This is a genomic window from Rhodococcus sp. IEGM 27, from assembly GCF_033142305.1.
Classification (GTDB): Bacteria; Actinomycetota; Actinomycetes; order Mycobacteriales; family Mycobacteriaceae; genus Rhodococcus_F; species Rhodococcus_F oxybenzonivorans.
Map to the genome: position 1 here is coordinate 149,948 of NZ_JAWLSG010000009.1, position 20,717 is coordinate 170,664.

16 protein-coding genes and 2 pseudogenes are annotated in these 20,717 nt (G+C 64.4%); 14 read left to right on the top strand and 4 right to left on the bottom strand.

From position 1 onward, the window contains the following. Positions 1-133: 133 nt before the first annotated feature. Positions 134-1,180: an alpha/beta hydrolase gene (locus R4P95_RS26415; protein ID WP_317745593.1), complete on the bottom strand. Its 1,047-nt coding sequence runs from the start codon at positions 1,178-1,180 to the stop codon at positions 134-136. A gap of 653 nt (positions 1,181-1,833) precedes the next feature. Beyond that, a complete protein-coding gene (locus tag R4P95_RS26420) occupies positions 1,834-5,085 on the bottom strand; it encodes a protein kinase domain-containing protein (protein ID WP_317745591.1) in 3,252 nt (1,083 codons plus the stop codon). A gap of 1,119 nt (positions 5,086-6,204) precedes the next feature. Between R4P95_RS26420 and R4P95_RS26425 the strand changes: the two genes are divergently transcribed. The 9 genes from R4P95_RS26425 to R4P95_RS26460 all read left to right on the top strand — a co-directional run bounded on the left by R4P95_RS26425 (position 6,205) and on the right by R4P95_RS26460 (position 15,347). Further along, a complete protein-coding gene (locus R4P95_RS26425; RefSeq protein ID WP_317745589.1) occupies positions 6,205-6,888 on the top strand; it encodes an MspA family porin in 684 nt (227 codons plus the stop codon). A 72-nt stretch (positions 6,889-6,960) separates the two neighbouring features. After that, positions 6,961-7,644 carry an MspA family porin gene (locus R4P95_RS26430; protein WP_317745583.1) on the top strand — a complete coding sequence of 228 codons (684 nt, stop codon included), beginning with the start codon at positions 6,961-6,963 and terminating at the stop codon, positions 7,642-7,644. Between the two features lie 1,170 nt (positions 7,645-8,814). Next, on the top strand, positions 8,815-8,922 hold the full coding sequence (locus tag R4P95_RS33680; protein ID WP_397517699.1) for a hypothetical protein: 108 nt from the start codon (positions 8,815-8,817) through the stop codon (positions 8,920-8,922). A gap of 31 nt (positions 8,923-8,953) precedes the next feature. After that, the gene (locus tag R4P95_RS26435; RefSeq protein WP_317745580.1) at positions 8,954-9,367 is read left to right on the top strand and encodes a nuclear transport factor 2 family protein; all 414 of its coding nucleotides are present in this window, start codon (positions 8,954-8,956) and stop codon (positions 9,365-9,367) included. A gap of 260 nt (positions 9,368-9,627) precedes the next feature. Then, positions 9,628-10,506 carry an NAD(P)-binding domain-containing protein gene (locus tag R4P95_RS26440; RefSeq protein ID WP_317745577.1) on the top strand — a complete coding sequence of 293 codons (879 nt, stop codon included), beginning with the start codon at positions 9,628-9,630 and terminating at the stop codon, positions 10,504-10,506. 157 nt (positions 10,507-10,663) lie between these two features. Next, complete coding sequence (locus tag R4P95_RS26445) at positions 10,664-11,953, top strand: cytochrome P450 (protein ID WP_317745570.1); 1,290 nt, start codon at positions 10,664-10,666, stop codon at positions 11,951-11,953. Beyond that, positions 11,953-12,885 carry a PDR/VanB family oxidoreductase gene (locus tag R4P95_RS26450; protein ID WP_317745566.1) on the top strand — a complete coding sequence of 311 codons (933 nt, stop codon included), beginning with the start codon at positions 11,953-11,955 and terminating at the stop codon, positions 12,883-12,885. Before R4P95_RS26445 ends, R4P95_RS26450 begins: the two co-directional genes overlap by 1 nt. A gap of 188 nt (positions 12,886-13,073) precedes the next feature. Then, complete coding sequence (locus R4P95_RS26455) at positions 13,074-13,760, top strand: hypothetical protein (RefSeq protein ID WP_317745562.1); 687 nt, start codon at positions 13,074-13,076, stop codon at positions 13,758-13,760. A gap of 267 nt (positions 13,761-14,027) precedes the next feature. Further along, on the top strand, positions 14,028-15,347 hold the full coding sequence (locus R4P95_RS26460) for a Glu/Leu/Phe/Val dehydrogenase (protein WP_317745556.1): 1,320 nt from the start codon (positions 14,028-14,030) through the stop codon (positions 15,345-15,347). Between the two features lie 1,326 nt (positions 15,348-16,673). Here R4P95_RS26460 and R4P95_RS26465 read toward each other — a convergent pair. Further along, positions 16,674-16,922 (bottom strand): annotated as a pseudogene (locus R4P95_RS26465) (ATP-binding protein); the annotation flags it as partial. A gap of 222 nt (positions 16,923-17,144) precedes the next feature. Between R4P95_RS26465 and R4P95_RS26470 the strand changes: the two are divergent. Both R4P95_RS26470 and R4P95_RS26475 read left to right on the top strand, forming a co-directional pair. Further along, positions 17,145-17,396, top strand: coding sequence for a type II toxin-antitoxin system prevent-host-death family antitoxin (locus tag R4P95_RS26470; RefSeq protein WP_317745553.1), 252 nt, complete (start codon positions 17,145-17,147; stop codon positions 17,394-17,396). Beyond that, positions 17,393-17,653: a Txe/YoeB family addiction module toxin gene (locus R4P95_RS26475; protein ID WP_317745550.1), complete on the top strand. Its 261-nt coding sequence runs from the start codon at positions 17,393-17,395 to the stop codon at positions 17,651-17,653. Before R4P95_RS26470 ends, R4P95_RS26475 begins: the two co-directional genes overlap by 4 nt. A 141-nt stretch (positions 17,654-17,794) precedes the next feature. On the opposite strand, the gene R4P95_RS26480 is transcribed toward R4P95_RS26475, so the two are convergent. Continuing rightward, positions 17,795-18,031, bottom strand: coding sequence for a WGxxGxxG family protein (locus R4P95_RS26480; protein WP_317745549.1), 237 nt, complete (start codon positions 18,029-18,031; stop codon positions 17,795-17,797). Positions 18,032-18,612: 581 nt separating this feature from the next. On the opposite strand from R4P95_RS26480, the gene R4P95_RS26485 reads away from it, so the two are divergent. From R4P95_RS26485 to R4P95_RS26495, 3 genes and pseudogenes are all read left to right on the top strand, one after another. Further along, positions 18,613-18,873 (top strand): hypothetical protein, encoded by a 261-nt coding sequence (locus R4P95_RS26485; RefSeq protein ID WP_317753842.1) that lies wholly within the window; start codon positions 18,613-18,615, stop codon positions 18,871-18,873. 63 nt (positions 18,874-18,936) lie between these two features. Beyond that, a pseudogene (locus tag R4P95_RS26490) lies at positions 18,937-19,449 on the top strand (NAD(P)H-dependent flavin oxidoreductase); the annotation flags it as partial. Positions 19,450-19,686: 237 nt separating this feature from the next. Further along, the gene (locus R4P95_RS26495; RefSeq protein ID WP_213575183.1) at positions 19,687-20,580 is read left to right on the top strand and encodes an IclR family transcriptional regulator; all 894 of its coding nucleotides are present in this window, start codon (positions 19,687-19,689) and stop codon (positions 20,578-20,580) included. Positions 20,581-20,717 lie beyond the last annotated feature (137 nt).

Below are 20,717 nucleotides of genomic sequence, written 5' to 3' on the forward strand. Positions count from 1 at the left end.
CACATACTGGCAAACCCAATAAGGAGCGCCGTCTCTTTGTCACGATGCTTCCGCATGCGAGGGGCCGCATCCTGTGTGGCGTGCCGAAGGTGCACTCTGTCGTGTTCGGAGGAGGTCGTTCTTTCGTCAGACGTCACGCTGTGTGTCCTCCGCATTCGGCGACTCTTGAAACTGAGGCCGTATGAGGGCGGCTCGGGACATGCCGATTCGGCGCTGAGGGACCCAATCGGAAGGCCAGCTGCAGGCTTTCGCATGCGTCCAGCACGGCGCGGCGACTTTTGGCGTAGGTGTGCACCTCTGGGAAGAACCCGTGGAACACGCCGGTGTATCGCTGGTGACGCACCGCCACGCCTGCCTCGTGAAGGCGGGCGGCGTATGCCTCGCCGTCGTCGCGGAGCGGATCGACCTCGGCGGTGGCGATGTGAGCACGGGCCAGTCCTGCCAGCGTGTCGGCCTTCATCGGGACCGCGAGCTCGTCGAGGTCGGTGGGAGAATCACCGACGTACTGCTTCCAGAACCACTGCGCGGTTTCGGCGTCAAGCAGTGGGGCGTCCTTGAAGGCTATCCACGACGGCCGTGTGAACTGGTCGTCCACCGCCGGATAGACGAGCAGTTGCATCACGGGTTGAGGTATGCCGCGGCGGCGTAGGTCGAGGCACAGCGAGGCGGCGAGTCCGCCGCCGGCCGAATCGCCGCCGACCGCGAGGTGCGACGGGGCGACTCCCAGTTCGTCGGCGTTGGCCCTGAGCCAGTCGTAGGCCGCCCGGACGTCGGTGATCGCCGCCGGGAAACGGTGCTCAGGCGCAAGGCGATAGTCCACGGAAACGACAACGCAGGAGGCCTCGTCGGCGATGATCCGGCACAACTCGTCGACGCCGTCCAGCGAGCCGACGGTGAAGCCGCCGCCGTGGATGTAGAGCAGCGCACCGGCCCGGGTTGTGCTGTCGGGCTGGTAGATACGGACCGGAACCGAGACGTTCCCGGGCTCAGCGCCCCACGTGATGATCCGGTCCTCGACCGATGCCACCTGTGTCGTGCGGGGCGGGGGTGGTGGCGCAGCGAACGTTCGAATGCCGTCGAGCCCCAGCGTGTACAGCGGTCCCGGTAACAGTTCATCGAGCTGCTGGGCAACTGCCAGCGCATCCGGGTCCAGGACGTCCTGCCATTGCGAGTAGGTCATATGCAATCACTCTCCAATCGCGACGACGCTGGGGTGGGGTATCGGCCGCTACCGGCAGCCGACGTAAATAGGTCTGCGGCACCGAGGCCCGCGAATTCCCGAACATCGCCTCGCCTCGGGGTGTGGAAGGCGTTCGGAACGACCACGGCATGGATCGTGTCGGAGCCGAGTAGCCTTCGCCAGTCAGGGGCGGTCATCACTGTCCCGTCATCTCGAGGGTCGATCGATCACTTCGAACACGTTGGGTCTCCCGCAGTAGTTTTTGCCTGGCTGGGAGGTGGGCAACGTTGCTCTCGACCGGCGCACACCTGGGCGAAAGATCAAACGATCATGTCAGAGGAACGGATATATGTCCACTGTCGGATTGGCTTGGACTTGGTGGTGGTCGCAATGCCGAACCGCATCCTCCAGTCGCCTGCGACGGGCTATTTCTCCAGTTAGAAGAAGTTTTTGGGGTGCGCGTCGGTGCTCTGGTGGAAGTCGCCATGGGCTCGACGCGTACCGCAAGGTTTGGTCAGCCCGTTGGTGGCGGATTGATTGACCCAGTCATATGAACAACAGTTTCTCGCCGGTTACCGATGCTGCACTGCCAGTCGTCTCGACGGGGTAAGCCGCCTTCGCGCCCTGCCGAGCGTTGTAGTAGCCGGAGGAACCTACGATGATTGCCGTTCTTCGACGACCCAGGCAGCGACTTGTGCTCGCGAGGTGAATCCGAGTTTGGTGAGTATGTGTTCGACATGCCCTTGGGCGGTGCGTTGTGAGATGACGAGGCGGGCGGCGATCGCCTTGTTCGTCAATCCCTCGGCGATCAGTTCCGCAACCTGTTGTTCGCGTTTCGTCAAGCGGGGGGAGCCTGGGGAGGTCGTCTTCTCGGGTTGTTCGTCGAGTGCATAGGCGACCGCGGATTCGATATCCATAGCCCCACCGTGCTGCCGGCACTCTTCGAAGGTGTGTGCGGTCAGCATCCGACGGGCGGACCGTTCACATTCTTCGTGAAACACGAGCAGGTTGGGAACGAACACGGACGAGCTTCCGGCCGCGTGACCGAGCGTTTCCGCGGCTCCCATCAGCGTGCCGGCACGTCTGGGGTCATTGGTTCCGGCGATCCAGGCGTAAACTTCGATGCAATTTGCGCAACCGACCGGATCGTCGACGAGCCGGGCAAGCCGCACTCCCTGTTCGAGTAGCTCGGATGCGCGACGCGGATCACCGAGTCGCCATTGTGCGACGGCCATGGCCCACAATGCGTACGACCGGTAGACAGATTCACCGTGGGCCTCGGTGATCGCGAGAACCTCCTCGTAGCATTCGATCGCCCGGTGGGGTTCGGTGTCGGCGAGTAGATACGTCAATCCCAGAAACGACAGAGACTCGATCCGCAACGCAAGATCGTTCTCGGCTTGTGCGAACACTGACTGTGCCCGCTCCAGACTCGAGGCGGCCCGTGGGAGATCGGCGGTGAACAATCCGACGACGCCGTTCGTGTGCTCGACGATCGAGTGCACCAGGGGGTCGGTCATCTGGTCGGCGAGGGTGCGCGCTTGCTCGAGCAAGGCAGCACCTCTCGTATGGTCCTGCTGTTGTTCGGACATCAGGCAGTCGGCGTACAGCGCCCGAATATAGGTGATGGTCGGGCGTGGTGTCTGGAGTGAGAGGAAATCGTCGAGCCAGCGCCTCGCCTCGCTGAGCTGGCCTCGTGACCCCCACAGTTGCAGCAAGGGGGTGGCAATCTGCAACCCGGTTTCGGCATCGTTTTCGGCGAGGCAGAAGTCCATCGCGTCCCGCAGGTTGGGCTGATCACTGCTCATTCGCGCGATCCATTCGAGCTGGCGGGGACTGATGAATTCGTCCTCGGCGTCGCGAGCCAGTTGTCGGTACCAGTCCCGGTGCCGCCGGCGCAGGTCGTGGTAGTCGTCGTTGTGCTGGCCTTTTTCCCGTCCGTAAGCACGGAGGGTCTCGAGCAGCCTGAAGCGGACCGTGCCGCGGTGTTCTTCGCGGATCAGGATCGACTTGTCGACGAGGGATGCCACCGAGTCCAGCAGTTCGCCGGGCTGCAGGTTCTGCCCGCACACATGTTCTGCGGCATCAAGTTCGAAGCTGCCGGTGAACACCGAGAGTCGTTCCCACGTCCGTTGTTCGAGCGGGGTGCACAGGTCGTAGCTCCAGTCGATGCATAACCGAAGCGTCTGCTGCCGCGACGGCGCGCCTCGGCTCCCGCGGGTCAACAGCGCGTAGCGGTCGGACAGCCGTTGCAGGATCTGTTCGGGCGACATCGCCCGCAACCGCGCCGCCGCCAGTTCGATGGGCAGGGGCAACCCGTCCAGCCGGTGACAGATCCGAGACACCGCGGATTTGTTGGTATCGGTCAACGTGAAGGTCGAGACTGCGGCGGTGGCGCGCTCGGTGAACAGCGACACGGCGTCGTAGCGGGGCAGACCCTGCAGCGACGACTCGCGGTCGGGGTCGGGGACCGTCAGTGGGGGCACGCGGAGCGTCGCCTCGCCGGCGATGGCAAGGGGTTCGCGGCTGGTGGCAAGGATGCGCAGATTCTGGTTCTGCTGCAGCAGAACCGCCGAGAGGTCGGCCACCGCGTCGACCACCTGCTCGCAGTTGTCCAAGATCAGCAGCAGTTCTCGCGACGACAGGAAGTCCAGCAGAATCTCGCGTAGCGACCGGTCGGTGTGGTCTCGCACGCCGAGGGTTGCGGCCGCCACGTCAATCAACCGAGTCGGGGTGTGGACCTCGTCGAGTTCGACGAACCATGCGCCGTCGGCGAACTCGTGGCGGATGCTCGTTGCAAGTCGAAGTGCGAGCCGTGTTTTCCCGACTCCACCGATGCCGACCAGGGTCAGCAGGCGCGACGACGCCAGCAGATTCTTCGCTTCGGTGAGTTCGTGCCTGCGGCCGACGAAGCTGGACAATTCCAGGGGTAGGTTTCCCCTCTCGTGGCGGGAAGGGTTCGTGTGAGACCACTTTTCTGATGCTCGTTCTGTTTCCGGTGTGGGCACATCGAGTGCCCTGTCGTCTGCAGATGTCCCGCGGCGGCGTTGGATTTCGCGCAGATTCTCGCCCAATGCCAATGCTGAGGGTTGCCGGTCCTCGGGGCGGGCGGACATTGCCTGCTCGATCACGGTGGCGACATCGTCGGCAATGCCGTGATCCCGTAGATCCGGTGCGGGTTCGTTGGTGATGCGGATGAATTGGGCGACCAATTGTTCGCCGCTGCGGCGCTCGAATGCGGCGTGGCCGGTGAGTGCGCAGAACAGGGTGGCTCCGAGTCCGTAGATGTCGGAGGCGGGAGTGGGGGTGGCGCCGCCGAGCACCTCGGGTGCGGTGAACGCGGGTGAACCGGTCACGATTCCGGTGGCAGTCTCGAAACCGCCGGTGATGTGCGCGATTCCGAAGTCCGTCAGCGCCGGCTCGCCGTAGTCGGTGAGGAGGATGTTCGCGGGTTTGATGTCGCGGTGGACGATGCCCTGGCGTTGGGCGGCCTCCAGCGCGTCAGCCAGGCTTACGCCGAGCTGTAGTACCTCGTCCATAGGTAATGGACCGTGCCGACGGATGCGTGCGTCGAGGGAGCCCTGTGGGTGGTAGGGCATCACAATGAATGGTTTGCCGCTGTCGGTGACCCCGACCTGGAGGACATTGACGATGTTCGGGTGACCGGTGAGGCGCCCCATCGCGCGTTGTTCGCGGAAGAACCGTTCCCGATTTTCCTCCGCGAGGTTGTCGGTGAGCACCTTCACCGCGACAGTCCGGTCGAGGGCGGTTTGCCTGCACTGATACACGACACCGAAGCCGCCGCGCCCGATCTCCCGCGCACCGTCGAATCCGTCCGCTCGCAGCTCCGACGTGACGGAGGGGGTCACATCGGACTGGGTCTTGAACGGATCGAAGTCGGGCATCGTCGAGTTCGATTCATCCGGTCTGCGATACATTCGACGACATCCGCACAATTACCTCTCAGTGGCGTGTTCCCAGGATATCGCTCGCTCTTCTCCGCGGCACCGTGAACCCGTGGCGGGCTCACGAATGGGGAGCGGGACGGGGGACGTGGGTATGGCGTTGTCGTTAGATGCGGGGTCCGTTCACCGTGTGGCGCACGGGCCATCATCGTGGCCGGTAATGGAACGGGGATGCGGCGTCGGCGATGGTGTCCGGTGTTCGCCGAGCTCGCCGGGGTGGTCGATACCATCGGTCAGGCGCCGGACGTTGACGGGGGATGACATTGAGGGTGGTCACTGCACTCGATCCCTTTTCGCCGAGATTGCTCGCGTTCCCTCCGAGCGGTGGACTGATCGGAGGTTGATGGTCCAGCGGCGTGCGGTGCGGGCGGGATCCCGCTGACCCAGACGACGGTCGACGTTGACATGGTTCTGGATATCGCGACAACACCGAGCGGCGAGACATGCAATAGCGAGGTCTGCACGGGACCCTCGGAACGGCGAGGGCGTGGACCCCAGACCACGCCGTCGTGCGTTTACCCGAGGCCCCTGGTCGCGCGAGCAACTGGTGTTCGGCGTTCTGCAGGGTGCGCATCCGACCGAAGACCGGGTTGCCCAGCGGGGAACTGCCGGTTTCGATGACACGGGGAGCGGGGCATGGTGGTTTCGGTGTCGTATGCCGATGCTGAACCGGAGGCGAGACCGTCGTAAGCAGCGGGCGCGCTCGGCTCTTGATCATTTTCGTCGCATGCCCACGGGCTCGCACGCCCGGACAAGCAGGTAACCGCGACGATGGTCCGCATCTGGGCGGTACGACTTCACGTTCTCGACCTGCGCGGCATTTCTGAACGCCATTCCGCGACACCGCCACCGCGACGAAAACGGTTGACGTATAAGTCTCGAGGAATCTGAACGGCCGTAGAAGCAGCCCCTCGATGAGAACCAAATCCAATTGATGTGATGCGCATCACAGTCAAGAAACCTGATCTTGATCTCAGGTTAAACTTCCTCGAAGTTTGGCGAATGCTCTCGATGAAACTTTTTGCGAGAGTGCAACTTTGGAAGATTCCGAGGAAATAGATGAGCGAGAACTACAAGTCCGGCTTGCGCTGTGCTGCCCGTGTTGCAGGCCTGGGTGCCGCTGCGGCTGTTGCACTCAGTGTGATGTCCACTGGTGTGGCGAGCGCGGATACTTTCATCCCGCTACCTGATGGTTCGAAGACCGGTCCGAATGTGACGGTGACTCGTACCGCGGAGAGCGCTCTGTCGTCGCCGTCGTTGGCTGCCAATGGCGCCGGCCGGGTGGCGTGGGTGTCGGGCACGGTGACTGCTGACGTCAAGGGCATCACGGAGGTCACCGACGTTCCGGACGCGAACAGCACGACGAACAATGCGGGTACCTATAACGGTACGAATGCGACGACGACGCACGGTGTTTCGCGGGTGTCGACCGGGTACATCGTGGGTTGCCAGGTGGACATCACCGGTCTGTCCGCGTCGCCGTCGTTCTCGGCGGATCTGGAGTCGTTGGCGCCGAGCCTGGGGCTGTCGGTTCCGGTGAACTCGGGTGAGGTCAAGTACGTGCCGGTCGCGGCGAAGGACATCAAGAAGGACGGCGTGTACGCGTTGCAGTATCAGGATGCTGAACTGCAGGTGCAGAAGTGCGGGGGGTTCGCGCAGGCTCGGTCGTACTCGGTGGTGGAGATCGTGGGTAACGACTACTCGAAGACCGTGCTGTACGGTGCGCCGTTCAGCATCGGCTGATTGTCGGTCTCTTTCGCTGCTCTTGCATCCACTTTCTCGCCTGTGCGAGATTTCCATCCCTGAGAGGGAACAATGATCATCAACCGTAACAACGGTGTGCGTTTAGCTGCGATCGGTGCTGCTGCTGCCGCGACCATCGGCTTCTTCTCCGTCGGTGCGGCGAATGCCGATACTTTCGTTCCGTTGCCCGGTGGCAGCATCACGCAGACCCTGGCCGACGGCACCGTCGTGGACGTGAATCTGACGGACGAGAGTGCGAACATCTCGCCGTCGATGGGTTCGACGCCGCTGCACCGCAACGTCTGGGTCTCGGGTAAGGCGTCCGTCGGCCTCGAGGGTGAGGGTGTGCAGAGCGCCTACATCTATCCAGGCTATGTGCTGGCATGCCAGGTCGACTTCGGTGCCGAGGTGGGTGCCGAGGGCGGAGTGGGGATGGCGTGGGCCGATATTGCGGCCGGGACGGTCGGGAACCCACTTGCCGGGGGTACGAGTGGCGGAATTGCTCTCGGCCCCGGTCAGGCGGTCCCGGTCGACATCCTCGACCAGGAATACGCCGATCCCTACGGCCGGGAGGCACACTGGGGTGGCAACTACGTCGAGGGCCCCACCGGTTCGGTCTCGTGGAGTGACGCGACCCTCGGGGTGAGCGGGTGCGCCGGCTACGCGCAGGCCCGCGCCTTCGTCAACGTCGAGGTCGAGACAGAGAACGTCACGAGCACCGTCACCCTGTGGGGCCAGCCCTTCGGCATCGGCTGAGAACCGCCTCGAGGCGCTGGGATACGAGCATCAACATCGCGCGCCGCAGCGAATTGTGGGCAGAGAGATTGCCGGCGGTGGTTTCTCATGGTGCGTTGCCGTCGAGGCCGCGTCGGACCGCATTAACGATCTGAGTAGAGCTTGTTTGAGAATGGTCAGGTTCCGGCGAGTCGCCTTGTCGTGGTCGCGATAGCAGCGATGAGAACCACCGGCCCCAGAAGGCTTCTACGCAGGGCGAGGCGGCATCCAGGACCGTCGTTGTGGGCGCCGCGGGCCCGGTCGATCTGAGGTTGTGGCGAGCGTGTCGGTTTCGACGGCTGGAGAGGATCGCTTCTCTAATGTCGAGCGTGATCCCGACGTACAGATGGGATTGCTCCTAGGTCGCTCGAATCACTCCCAGGCGCTGTCGTCACGACCGCATGATTCGTCCAGACGTTCTTGTGGTTCCCGTCCGGTCCGTGCTCACCGGTTGTCGACGACGAGGGGGGACAAGGTGGAGTCCCCGCAGCGCAAGGAGAACCGACCTTGCCGTCCGAGCAGTTGACGACCACACCCGCACCGGGATGCATAATGGGAGAACAGTTTTCAGGTATCGAGCATTGCCAACGACCAACACCAGCCGACGATTCTCGGGCAATCGTTCACATGCGCGGGGGCTCCGGCCCAGCCCCTCACATCGTTCTAATGGTTCGGTGCTCATCGCGCGGCGTGGCGTGTTATCCCGGCAGCCATCAACTCCTCCTCGTCCGCCGGCAGCGGCACGACCTAGCCATAGACCTTCAGGGCCAGGCTGATGAGGTGCTCACCGCCGGCGGGCTCTGGACTCCGCTCTGGCCAGCAATCAGCCTGATGCAACTCATTATGTGAACTACCTCGGCGAACCCGCCCAGTCGGTGTCAATTCGTGATGGCCGAGCGGAGGCCGACTCAGCTGTGCATGTGGGGTCGATGGCATCGCGGAATGCGGAGGTGGAGAACGCCATGCCTTTCGCGTCGCCATTGACACCCAGAGTGAACCCGGCCATACTTTGATCAAACGATTAGGTCCTCTGACTACGCATATCGAGGCCGGTCGCTGTCGCGAACAGCTCCGTCTACGGCCCCGGCTCGTCCCCTCTGGACCGGCGACCTGAGTCGCGCACCCCGACTGTCGCGACAGATCCAGACCGGCATGGTCTGGATCAACTGCTACGAGGAGAGCGACACCTCGGTGCCCCCTTCGGGGGACAGAAGCTCTCCGACCGCAGCGTGCACGGGGCTGGAGAAGTACCTCAACTGAAGACCACATGAATCAACATCGAAGGAGCATCATGAGTACGACGCACCACGACGCCTTCCAGGCCCGGCTCGGCGAGATGGGCACGGCCATGGACGCCCAGGACCTCGACACGCTGCTGGCCTACTACGACGATGCTCTCGTTTTCATCGCGGACGGCAAGGAGATGGACAAGGCCGGCCTCGAGGACTACGTGCGAGAGCTGTGGTCCGGCGAGTCTGGATTCTCGGTAAGAGTCGTGGGAATGCACACCTGCGATGACGTCATTGCCGTCACTCTCGAGGTCTCGGCGGCTGCCGTGGGGCCGTCGGGCGAGAACGTCACGATCCACTGGCCGATGTTCGCCACCTACACGTTCGATCTCTCCACCCTGAAGGTCGTGCGCGAGGTCACCTTCACCGACGAACCGGCAGTGGCCGAGAAGTTCGCCGCAGTCGGCGCCGCCTGAGCACGGCGTCCCCGCAACCCCGTGGCGTAGGTCCGGGGTCGACTCACTTAGGAGGTACGGGCCCACATGGCCGCGCTCGGCTACGGCGAGGACCACCGTGCCCGTCTCCTGCTCGCGTCTTTCGCAGCAGGTCACTACAGGGTCTCCCGCTGTTTGCTGACCTGCACCCTCGCCCGAGGTGAGGTCGTCGTCGATGCCGCCGGAGAAGGAATTGCCACGACCGTCCTTCGGTTGGGCTCTTGGAGAAAGATGAGGAACGCATGACACAGCAGGACATCTCGGTGCTCGGCCTCGGGCACATGGGCGCCACACTTGCCCACCTCTTTCTGGAGAGCGGGTTCACCACGACGGTCTGGAACCGCTCGATGGAGAAGGCTGCCCCGTTGGTGGCGGCAGGCGCCACCGCGGCACCGGACCCCGCTGCTGCGGTGGGCGATGCCGCCGTGGCGGTGATCTGCCTGGACCGGTACGAGCACGCCCAGGCGCTACTCGAACAGGCAGAAGTCGCAGGCACGCTGTCCGGACGCGCCATCGTGAATCTCACCTGGGGCACGCCGGACGAGGCTCGCACCATGAGTCGCTGGGTCGAGGAGCGCGGTGGGCGCTACCTGGACGGGAACATTTACGACTACCCGACGAACCTGGCGCCGGATTCTGCGGGTCTCTCGTACGCCGGCGACCGCTCGGTGTTCGATGCCCACCGGCATCTACTGGCGGCGCTCGGCCGCCCACATTACGACGGTGCTGATCCTGCCATGCCGAACATCCTCGGGTCGTCGGGTGGCATTGCCCACCACGTGGCGGTGGCTGGGTTCTACGAGGCCGCGGCCTATGCCGCCCACTACGGGGTCAGCCCCGCCATCTTCCTGGAGTTCCACGAACGGCTTGGGACGCCGTTGACCTCGCATGCCTGCCACGTTGCCGTCGAGCACCTGCAGAGCGGCGACTTCACCAGCGACCAGGCTGCGCTGCGGACCCACTTCGACTCGATGGTCGTGAACTGCGCGGACATGCGTCGGATCGGGCAGCCCGCGATCATGCTGGGTGCGTTCCGCGACGTCCTCACGAACGTCGTCGAGGCGAAGGGCGACATGGCGCTCGCTGCGGTCTACGAGGACCTCAGCCGCCCCCAAGCCTAACCGTACTTCCCGACGTGGAAGAGGGTCTTGAACCGGCGGGCATATCCAGCCTAAACTGTTCAAACGATTTGGTCACACGATCACTGTTTTTTGATCAGACGTCCTGAGTACCGCTCTCGTGGTGTTCTCGCCTGGTCTCGACGATTGGAGATGCGTAATGGCGGCGACTCGCGAAATTCGTGAGCTTCCGGTTTTCTCGGAGTTGGATGACCCTGGGTGGGGTCGCGATTTCTCGTGGATCACCGACGACCTGTTCCAGCGGGAGTACCAGGGTCCGATGCAGACGTCCTGGGGAGGCCTGGTCGTCTACCGCAACGCCGACATCGCGGCGCTCCTCAAGAGCCGGGACGTGTCCCACCAGTCGGCTGCAGCTGCTCTAGCAGGCATCGAGGAGTTCGAGCCGCCACTCGCAGCGCTCAGCGAATTCTTCCGCAACTCGACATTCACGATGTGGCCGCCCCAGCACACGCCGCACAAGCGACTCATCGCGGCACCGCTTGCGCCGGCAGCCATCTCGCCGTTCGCCGACCGCTTCGCGCAGATGGTGCGGGCTCGGATCGGGTGCGCGCTCGAGGCGGGAGCGCTCGACTTCCTGACGGAGTTCGCCCAGCCGCTCGTCGCTGAATTCTGGTCGCACGCACTCGACATCCCGCTCGCCCAGTGCGAGCGCCTGATCAAGGTTGCGCACGACATCGTCGAATCCTTCTTGCTGGCACCGACTCCCGATGCGCTGCAAACCGCAGATGCGGGCGCGCGCGAATACATCGACACGCTGTCCTCGGCGCTTCGACGCACGGCGGAACGCGGCACGTCCACGCTCGTGGACAAGCTGGTGGCCGACTATGAGGCCATGGAGGCCGGGCCTGCCAAGCCGGCCGATCCGTTCTACGCGTTCTCCCTGGCGCTTCTGGATGGCTTCAACACCTTGGGTGCGGGGATGGCGTCGCTGGTGCACACCCTGCTCGACGCGGATGTCGACCTGGCGAAGCAGAAGGGCGACATTGCGAGCGTTGCGCGGCTGGGATTCCTCGAGGCGACGCGTCTGCACCCCCCGGTTGCGATGACGATGCGCGAAGCGGTGAACGACTTTGTCCTGGAGGATGTCGCGATTCCGAAGGGTTCGGCCATCCTCGTGCTCTGGCTGTTCGGAAATCGCGATCCGGAGTTCTTCCCGGACCCGGACCGATTTGTTCTCGAGCGTGAGAACCGGATTCGGCAGTACACCTTCGCAGGTGGTGCGTACGCGTGTGCGGGCCGCAACATCGTCCAGATGCTGGGCGAAATCGTTCTTTCCGAACTCTCCAAAGCGGGGGTGTCCATTGACCGGAACGGTCCCGCCGTCTGGGGTGAAGGCTCGATGATCCACGAGCTCGACGCGCTACCGTTGCGCTTCACGCGCGCAGTCGTGGACGCCGGTGTGCCCGCCGCTGGAGGAGTGTCGAGCTGATGTGGATGCGTGTGGCCCACAAGCGGGCGGAGACCGTGGACGTGGTCTCCCTGGTGTTAGAGCGCGAGGATGGCAGCGAAGTTCCGTGTTGGACTCCTGGAGCGCATGTCGATATCCGTATTGATGACTTCGTGCGTCAGTACTCGCTCTGCTCGGTTCCCGCGCAGCGTCAGGCCTGGCGACTCGGCGTTCTGGGTCAGGCTGCTGGGCGGGGTGGCTCAGTGGCCGTGACCGGATTGAACGAGGGTGACCTGGTCGAGGTGAGCGAGCCGCGCAACCACTTCGAGTTCCTCGAGGCCCGGCGCTATCTCTTCGTCGCCGGTGGCATCGGCATAACCCCAATCCTCCCGATGGTTCGAGCCGCCAACGACGCGGGGGCCGAATGGCGCCTGGTGTACGGCGGGCGAGCACGTGCGGCCATGGCGTTCACGGAGGAGCTGGCCGCGTACGGTGATCGCGTGACCCTAATCCCCGAGGATGAGGAGGGTTTGATCGACCTGAAGACAACCCTGGCCTGGAGTGACGACGAGACGCGGATCTACGCTTGTGGTCCCGAGCCGATGCTCGACGCCCTCGAGGTGGCGATGGATCGCGGTGTCCCGGGTGTGCTGCATCTCGAGAGGTTCACTCCGAAGACTCTCGTGAACGTCCCTGAGGACGAACCGTTCGAGGTCGAGTTCGTGACGAGCGGAATCAGCCGCACCGTCCCGGTCGGTCGATCGATCCTCGAGATCGCGGTGGAAGAAGGGCTGGACGTCTTCTCCTCCTGCGAAGAGGGAACATGCGGTACCTGTGTGACCTCGATCCTGAGTGGGTGTGCCGATCATCGGGACTCGCTCCTGACCAAGGCGGAACAGGACCGCCATGATGTCATGTGCATCTGCGTCTCGCGCGCCCAGCCGAACTCAGGTCCGCTCTGCCTCGACCTGTAACCGAAGCAGGCGCAGACCGGACGTGATCCGGTCACCCGACGACTGAACAGTTTTCGACCGAAGGCGGCCCGGTGCATACGGCTACACAGCTCGAAAAATCCCACTTCGCCGTCAGACTCAATGGCGAGGACTCCGATGTAGACCAGTTGTTCCCCGTGTGGCGAGCTCACGACCGGTTCGCGATCGTTGTGCTGGAGCCCTTCGGGGCGCTGGGCGCGAGCTTGATGATCCAAGCCGCCACCGCTCTGCACTTCGATGCAGTGCCAACTCGTCGCGATGGCGTGCCGGTCTATCCCGAGATCTACGCGATCCATGTGGGGGGACGCTTCGGCGACCTTAGCCCCTTCGACTTCTGGCCCACCAGGAAGGAGGTCTTCATTGAGAATGATCCGCTGGCCGTCCTCACTGCCATCAACGACCGAGCCATCACCCGCATTGCCGTGCCCGACACGATCGCGACCTCGGTCGACTTTTCGAGCCTGATCTCCGCCGGGTGGTCAGAGCGCAATTCTGCGCTGGAGCGAGTCACGAGCGCGTTCGCCTATTCCGCTGAGGGTCGAGTCGCGAGTCCGGATGTCACCGTTACCGGACTCGATCCGGCCACGGAGGTGAACCCGTCCTTCACACTGGACCCGCAGGCCAGTCTTGACGCCTTCGGCGGACTGACATCACAGGACTTCGGTCACTTGTGGGACGGCGCCGAGTTTGACACCCGGGTCTGGCTGCAGGTCGTCGCTGCTCGGCTTGCCGAGCAGCCGGCACAAGTGCGCGAGCGTGTCGTCGAGAGCCGTCGGGCACTGATGACCGACGGACTCGTCACCGAGTCCTACCGTCGGGTGAGCCCGGACGAAGCGCTCGGCATGTTGGTGCGCTGATCGCCGGCACCTTCATGGCCGTGGGGTTCGCCGGCATGGCACTGGTCAGCGGAGATCTCAGCGCATCCTGGTCCCAGTGATCGGGTGTCGAGGTTGCTGCCAAGGGCTGGCCTGCTGCTCTACACCACCACCAGCGGATTCGGCGCCGCGCTCCTGATCGCCCGCCGCTGCCCACCATCGACGACTCCGAAACCGAGTACCTGATCGAGCGCCTCGATCGCGCCATCCCGACCGTCGAGGCAAAACACCAGCAAAGGCCGCCCTCACATGACGATCACCGATCTCCACACCACCACCGAGTCGACCCCCACCGCTCCCGCGCCCATCGGCGCGCCGCCGTCCCCCGGCCAACTCGCCCACCGGGCAGCGTTGACCCAACTGCGCAACGCCACTGATCTCCTCGGACTCGACGAGGGACTCCATCAACTACTCGCCACACCCCGCCGATCCTTGACCGTGGCCGTGCCCCTGCGCCGAGACACCGGAACCACCGAGATCTACACCGGCTACCGTGTGCAGCACAACCTCACCCGCGGCCCCGGCAAGGGCGGCGTCCGGTTCCACCCCGCCAGTGACATCGAGGAGGTCACCGCGCTCGCGATGTGGATGACCTGGAAGTGCGCCCTCCTCGGCCTACCGTATGGTGGGGCCAAGGGCGGCATCGCGGTAGATACCAGTGTTCTGAGCATGGCGGAAAAGGAACGACTCACCCGCCGCTACACCCAGGAGATCCTGCCGTTCATCGGTCCCGACAAGGACATTCCCGCTCCCGATGTCAATACCGACGAAACCACCATGGCCTGGATGATGGATACCTACTCCGTCAGCGCCGGCTACTCTGTCCACGGGGCGACCACCGGTAAACCCCTGGCCGTCGGTGGGTCGAACGGCCGGGCCGGTGCCACCTCCCGTGGGGTGGTCCTTGCTGCGCTGGAAGCGATGCGGCAGAAGGGGATCGACCCGGCCGGTGCGTCGGTGGCCATTCAGGGGTTCGGGAAGGTCGGTGCCCATGCAGCGCAGTTTTTCGCCGACGAAGGCTGCCGGGTGGTGGCGGTCTCGGACGTCACCGGCGGCTGCTACCGCGAATCCGGGCTCGAGATCGCAGCGATCCAGGAGTGGGTGGGTTGCGGTGGAACCCTCGACAGTTACGATGGCGCCGACCAGATCTCCAACGCGGAACTGTTCGCGCTCGATGTGGATGTCCTCGTGCCCGCTGCTATGGACGGTGTGCTGACCGGGCAGAACGCCGACACCGTCCGCGCGCGACTGATCGTCGAGGGTGCGAACGGGCCGACCTCACCCGAGGCCGACACAATCTTCGCTGACAAGGGCATCACCGTCGTTCCGGACATCCTCGCCAACGCCGGCGGTGTCGTCGTCTCCTACCTGGAATGGGTACAGAACCTGCAGGCATTCTCTTGGAGCAGCGAGGACGTGGACCGCAAGCTTATCGTGCTGATGCGCACAGCATCCCACTCGGTGTGGGCTCTCGCATACGACAAGAGAATCCCCCTTCGGTTGGCAGCCCATGTCTTGGGCGTCGGCAAGGTCGCCGAGGCACACCAGGTCCGTGGCCTGTACCCGTAGACCGGGAATGCCGAGACACGCTGTGGTGGGGTGGATCCAGTGGCACATCGAGGTCGGCCAGACCACGATTCGCGCTGGCTTTTCGCCGTTACCCGCGCCAGACATCACCTCACCGAACAGGCCCTGATGCAACGATTTCGAAAACTCGACATCAACATCCAAGCCAACGTAATTGCTTTTCTGCTCGATTCCGAGCAGTCTAGTTGACATTAAATAGATTATCGGCGTGTGGAAGCAATTGGCGGAAAGGTACTTTCAGTTCTTTCACTCTGCCGTCCTTGATTTGAGCGTTACGGTTCGGTCCAGCCCACGCGCCACGCACTCGCCAACGACTGCACGACCGCGCGCCGCTGAGTCTTGTCGAGCGACCATGAATGATTCATGATTTTGGTCAGTGTGTAGCGACGTAACCAGCGTGGTCGCCCAGGGTCAGTCCGCGGCATATGCGTGGCCCGAACATAAGAGATCCGGTGTGACTGCCCATTCCGCTGCCGCAAGCCATCGTCGCACGGCCCGGTCAGGTTGCCGTTCTTCGCTTGCTCGGCGAGCGCGCCGGCGAGGATGGGACCGTCGCCGCAGACGCTGCAGGCGATGCCCAACGCCGGTTGCCCGGGTTCGCAAAGCCGACAGTGGTGCCAGCTGATGACCGCCCCCCGGCGATGGGGGTCGGGGCCATCTCACCGCGAGGTCGGCACGTTGGTGCGCCGCCTCGGCGCGAGTGGTCGGCTCATATCCGCAGGAAGGGCACGTCCGCGACGGGCGTGGATCGGCGACCACGGCGCTCTCCGGCGCGACCGGTGCAGAATGCAGACCGCATTTACCTGGGAGTTGGTGCTTGACCAGGGTGCGGGTGGGCGGTCGGGTGCTCATTTCGCGAGTCCGTGCAATGACCGACCGTATTACTGTTTGCTTTAACTGGTAATGCGGCGTAGACCGGAGGTACGGATCCACGACAGACCAAGGTCGGACCGGAAGAGAAGATTCCACCTCTCGGTTGTGGCGCCCAGCACGAGCTGTAGGTACCCACGCAAAGCAAAGCCCCCAAAGTGGGCTCAGCGCGGTGGGCCTGCGTCAGGCGGGAAATGTCTCCTGACGCCGAGGCCACATTTCACCGCGCAACCATGCACGCCTGGTAACCGGGTTGTTCGTGCTCGCGGGCGGGTCCCCTTTGGGTCAGGGGACCCGCCCCACGTGCGTATGCGGAACCCCAGCGCCCCGTGTCAACGGACACGAGGAAGTCCGGGCCGGCGGACATCAGATCTCCGGATCTGTGGACATCAATAGTCCCGGATGTGTAGTCGTAAAGACCGGTGGTGACCGGCGTCGTTAGTCGAGTGGGTGCACTCCTTTGCCGGCGAGGGCGTCGGCGAGGCGGTGTGAACCGCCCTTGGTCACGATGACGTGGGCGTGGTGCAGGAGCCGATCGACGGTGGCGGTTGCCAGGGTCTTCGGCATGATCGTGTCGAATCTCGAGGGGTGAATGTTCGACGTCACGGCGACCGAGCGGCGCTCGTATGCGGCATCGACGATGCGATAGAACGCCTCGGCGGCGTCCTGCCCGGCGGGCAACATGCCGCCAGTGTGACGAACCTCGGTGACCGTGCGGTCCGTCGTCCCCAGTGCCTGATTACGGTCGGGTTGGCTAGCGGCCGACCCACCGGGCGGTAGTGTCCGCGACCTGCGCGACGGTCTCGCCGAGGCCCGCTTCCCGATGCCGGTTGCCGGGGACGGGTCGGTTGCGGAACCAACCACCATGTGCGTACAATTTTTTGTACGTTACCTGTGGGAGGTGCACTCATGCGAACTATGACTTACTCGGAGTCGCGTGCGAGGTACGCCGAGGTCCTCAACGCCGTCGTTGATGATCGCGAAGAGATCGTGATCACCCGAGCGGGGCATGAACCGGTGGTGATGGTCTCCCTCGATGACTACGAGTCGCTGAAGGAAGCGGCCTATCTGCTCAAGAATCCGGAGAACGCACGTCGGCTGTTGGCATCGATCGATCGCCTGGAAGCCGGCGGGGGAACTGTCCGGGATTTGGCTGAATGAAGCTTGTCTGGGACGAGTCCGCGTGGGAGGACTACGTCTGGTGGCAGGCGCAGGATCGCAAAATCGTCAAGCGGATCAACGCGCTGGTCAAGGACATCGAACGCAACGGAAACGACGGAATCGGCAAACCGGAGCCTCTCAAGCACGGATTTCAGGGCTACTGGTCCCGGCGTATCACCGACGAGCACCGGCTGGTGTACAAAATCGTCGACGACCAGATCCGCATTGCGGCGTGCCGTTACCACTACGGGTACTGATCGCGACAGCGACGGACAGCGGGGCCGGCGGCGGGGGTCAAGTCGGTGAGATTGCCTGGCCTGGGATCGTTCGGCGAGCCGATGCGCGAATCTCAATGTACCGATCGGCTTCTTGTGTGATCGTGAATTCCGTTGTGCGCTTCAGTTCTGGGGAACGTTTCGACGCTCGAGTCCGGCGAGACCCAGCAGGCCCGCGAGGCCCAGGAGCCCCCACAGCCCGGTCTTGTCGCTGCCTTCGCTGTCACTGTGCTCGTCCTGCGCTTGCTGCGCCACGACAGAGGCGCTAGGTGCGGCTTCGGGAGCGGTGGCATGGGCTACGCCGACGCCACCGAACGTGATCGCGGTAGCGGCAAAGGTGGCGACAATGGTCTTGCGCATCGTGTCTCGTGTTGGTTCGGATGTAGGAAAGCCTCGGTCGGGCTTCGCGGACCATCGCTGGAGTTCCCTGTACCCGAAGCAGGTTCCGCGAAATACCAGCCGTGCACACACGTCGATGCGTACCGCTACCCAGCAACGCTGCCGATCGGCAGTCCGCTCTTGGTCGACGCGGCACGCAGCGAGACGATGTACCGCCCTTTCGGTTTGCCTGCACCTAAAGGCCTTCCGGACGCGCTCCCACGAATCGGCGGATCATGCCCCGCCAAGGTGCCGGCGGCTTCTCGCGTGGTGGACCTCAAAGTCCCGGTTCACCCTCTGGATCGAGCCGATGATTGATCCCACTGGCCCCATTGTGGATCGGTCCCTCACCGGCAGTGTCGGACGTGGCCCACTGGGGTACCACGTCCTCAGACGTGACCGATATTCCGGAGTACCGGTCGTGTCCAGGCCGCGTCGGTTCAGCAAAGAGCCGACCTGGCCGCCTCGACGGCGTCCATCAACGGTCGGTGGATGTCAGCCGCGTGCGGGGCCAGGCTTGTCCATCGCAGGGCGGTGGGTGTCAGCCGGGTGCGGGGCCAGGCTTGTCCATCGCAGGGCGGTGGGTGTCAGCCGGGTGCGGGGCCAGGCTTGTCCATCGCAGGGCGGCGCATAAAGACCTCCCGGCGGAGATTGTCGATTACCTCCGCGGGCACGGCCGACACAAGGTGCTTTTCGGCTCCAACCACCCCGCCTGGCCCGCACCCGACTGCCTCGCCGGGCTGGACAAACTCGAACTCGACGAGAATGCCCGCGCAGTCTTTCTGCGCGAGAACGCAATCCGTGCATTCGACTTCCCGGCCTGACCCCACACAGACCGCACACTCCGACCACCCACCCTCGAGAGGCGGCACCCAACTCCGAGGAAAATGTTCACCAATGACTTCACCCATACTTCCGGCATCGAGCACCCCATCGTGTGCGGCGGGATGACGGCCGTCGGCACCGCGTATCTGATCAGCGCCCTAGCCAACGCCGGCGCACTCGGATTCCTCATCGCCCTCACCCAGCCCACCCCCGAAGTGCTGGTCACGGAGATCGCCCGCTGCCGCGACCTCACCGACAAACCGTTCGGCGTCGACCTCACGATTCTGCCGACCATCCAAACCGGTGCCCTACGAGGAATACCGCGACGCCATCGTCAGAGAGCGGCCTCCGGATTGTCGAAACCCCCGGCGGCAACCCTGGGCCGCACCTACCGGCGCTCGAGGCGGCCGGGGTGAAGGTCATCCACAAGGTGGTCTCCGTCCGGCTCGCCGTCAAAGGCTGAACAACTCGGGGTCGACGGGGTCAGTATCGACGGTTTCGAGTGCGCCTGCCACTCCGGCGAGGACGACGTCCCCGGGCTCGTGCTGATCCCGGCCGCCGCCCGGGCTCTGGCCTACGACGCGCCGGTCGGGTTCGAATCTGATTCATACACCGCTCTGCTGGATGCAGCAGCAGCCGCCCGAGTCTGATCGCGTCCAAATGGGTGAACGCGACGGACTCTCATGGGTGGACACCCCCGGGTCAGCGTTGTCGGTCTGCTTCCCCGCACCGCGGACAGCTGTTAGTATTTTAAGAATTCATTTCAGTTTTAGTCTGGTGCACGCTCGTGACCAGGATATTTGGAGGCGTCGATGACTGTCATCGATTCAGGCAATGCACCGTCGGTACCTGCCGTGAAGAAGGAGGTGCCGCCGTCGATGGTGGAACGGATGACGCTGATTCTCGACGCGTTCGACGGCCGCACCTGCCGCCTGACCCTGGAGGAAGTGGCGTGCCGGACCCGGCTGCCGCGATCGACCGTGCACCGCATCCTCGACCAGCTGGTGCGCCTGGACTGGGTGAATCACGCCAGCTTCGGTTACTGCCTCGGCCGTCGAGCGATGGGTGTGGGCGGCGGCGACAATGGCCACGGCCAGATCCGGGCGGCCGCGGCGCCGCTGCTGCACGACCTGCACATGCAGACCGGAATGGTCGTGCACCTGACCGTGCTGGACGGCGGGGACAGCCTGTACCTCGACAAGGTCGGCGGCCGGATGGCGGCCGCGCTGCCGTCCAAGGTGGGTGGGCGGGTTCCCGCCTACACGACGGCCGGTGGCAAGGCGATGCTGGCGTGGGTGGACCCCGAGGAGGTCGACAGCCTGTACGGGCAGCGTCTCGATAGGAGCACCGACCGCACCATCACCGAGCTCACCACCCTCCATCAGGAACTCAACCGGATCCGGCAGCGCCGGGGTCTCGCGTTCGAGCGCGGTGAGGCGGTTCGCGGCGTGGGCTGTGTCGGTGTCGCGGTCCGGAGCGCCGACGGCCCGGTCGCCGGTATCTCGCTGTGCGGCGATGCCCGTACGGTGCAGCTCGAGCGGGTCGCGCCCCTCGTCGTCGACGCCGCCCGGGCAGTCACGCGGGCTCTGCATCCCGAACCCGTGACGCCGCGTCGCGCCCGCCGGACCGCGGAGATACCGGAAACCTCGTGGTCCACCGAGGCGCTCGACCAGCTGCTGTCGGTGCAGTCGGGGCAATGGCTGTAGCGCCCGTGGGGGGGGGGGGGGGGGGCGGGGGGGGGCGCCCCCCCCCCCGCCCGGGGGCGGCGCCCCCCCCCCCCCCCCCCCCCCCCCACAAAAAAACCCCCCCCCCGCCGCGCCCCAACATGCCCCCGCCCCCCCCC

What these genes read in the sequence shown, in the direction of transcription:
- R4P95_RS26415 (WP_317745593.1), bottom strand. Translation starts at nt 1,180, where the DNA reads ATGACCTACTCGCAATGGCAGGACGTCCTGGACCCGGATGCGCTGGCA.
- R4P95_RS26420 (WP_317745591.1), bottom strand. Translation starts at nt 5,085, where the DNA reads ATGCCCGACTTCGATCCGTTCAAGACCCAGTCCGATGTGACCCCCTCC.
- R4P95_RS26425 (WP_317745589.1), top strand. Translation starts at nt 6,205, where the DNA reads ATGAGCGAGAACTACAAGTCCGGCTTGCGCTGTGCTGCCCGTGTTGCA.
- R4P95_RS26430 (WP_317745583.1), top strand. Translation starts at nt 6,961, where the DNA reads ATGATCATCAACCGTAACAACGGTGTGCGTTTAGCTGCGATCGGTGCT.
- R4P95_RS33680 (WP_397517699.1), top strand. Translation starts at nt 8,815, where the DNA reads ATGGTCTGGATCAACTGCTACGAGGAGAGCGACACCTCGGTGCCCCCT.
- R4P95_RS26435 (WP_317745580.1), top strand. Translation starts at nt 8,954, where the DNA reads ATGAGTACGACGCACCACGACGCCTTCCAGGCCCGGCTCGGCGAGATG.
- R4P95_RS26440 (WP_317745577.1), top strand. Translation starts at nt 9,628, where the DNA reads ATGACACAGCAGGACATCTCGGTGCTCGGCCTCGGGCACATGGGCGCC.
- R4P95_RS26445 (WP_317745570.1), top strand. Translation starts at nt 10,664, where the DNA reads ATGGCGGCGACTCGCGAAATTCGTGAGCTTCCGGTTTTCTCGGAGTTG.
- R4P95_RS26450 (WP_317745566.1), top strand. Translation starts at nt 11,953, where the DNA reads ATGTGGATGCGTGTGGCCCACAAGCGGGCGGAGACCGTGGACGTGGTC.
- R4P95_RS26460 (WP_317745556.1), top strand. Translation starts at nt 14,028, where the DNA reads ATGACGATCACCGATCTCCACACCACCACCGAGTCGACCCCCACCGCT.
- R4P95_RS26470 (WP_317745553.1), top strand. Translation starts at nt 17,145, where the DNA reads ATGCGAACTATGACTTACTCGGAGTCGCGTGCGAGGTACGCCGAGGTC.
- R4P95_RS26475 (WP_317745550.1), top strand. Translation starts at nt 17,393, where the DNA reads ATGAAGCTTGTCTGGGACGAGTCCGCGTGGGAGGACTACGTCTGGTGG.
- R4P95_RS26480 (WP_317745549.1), bottom strand. Translation starts at nt 18,031, where the DNA reads ATGCGCAAGACCATTGTCGCCACCTTTGCCGCTACCGCGATCACGTTC.
- R4P95_RS26495 (WP_213575183.1), top strand. Translation starts at nt 19,687, where the DNA reads ATGACTGTCATCGATTCAGGCAATGCACCGTCGGTACCTGCCGTGAAG.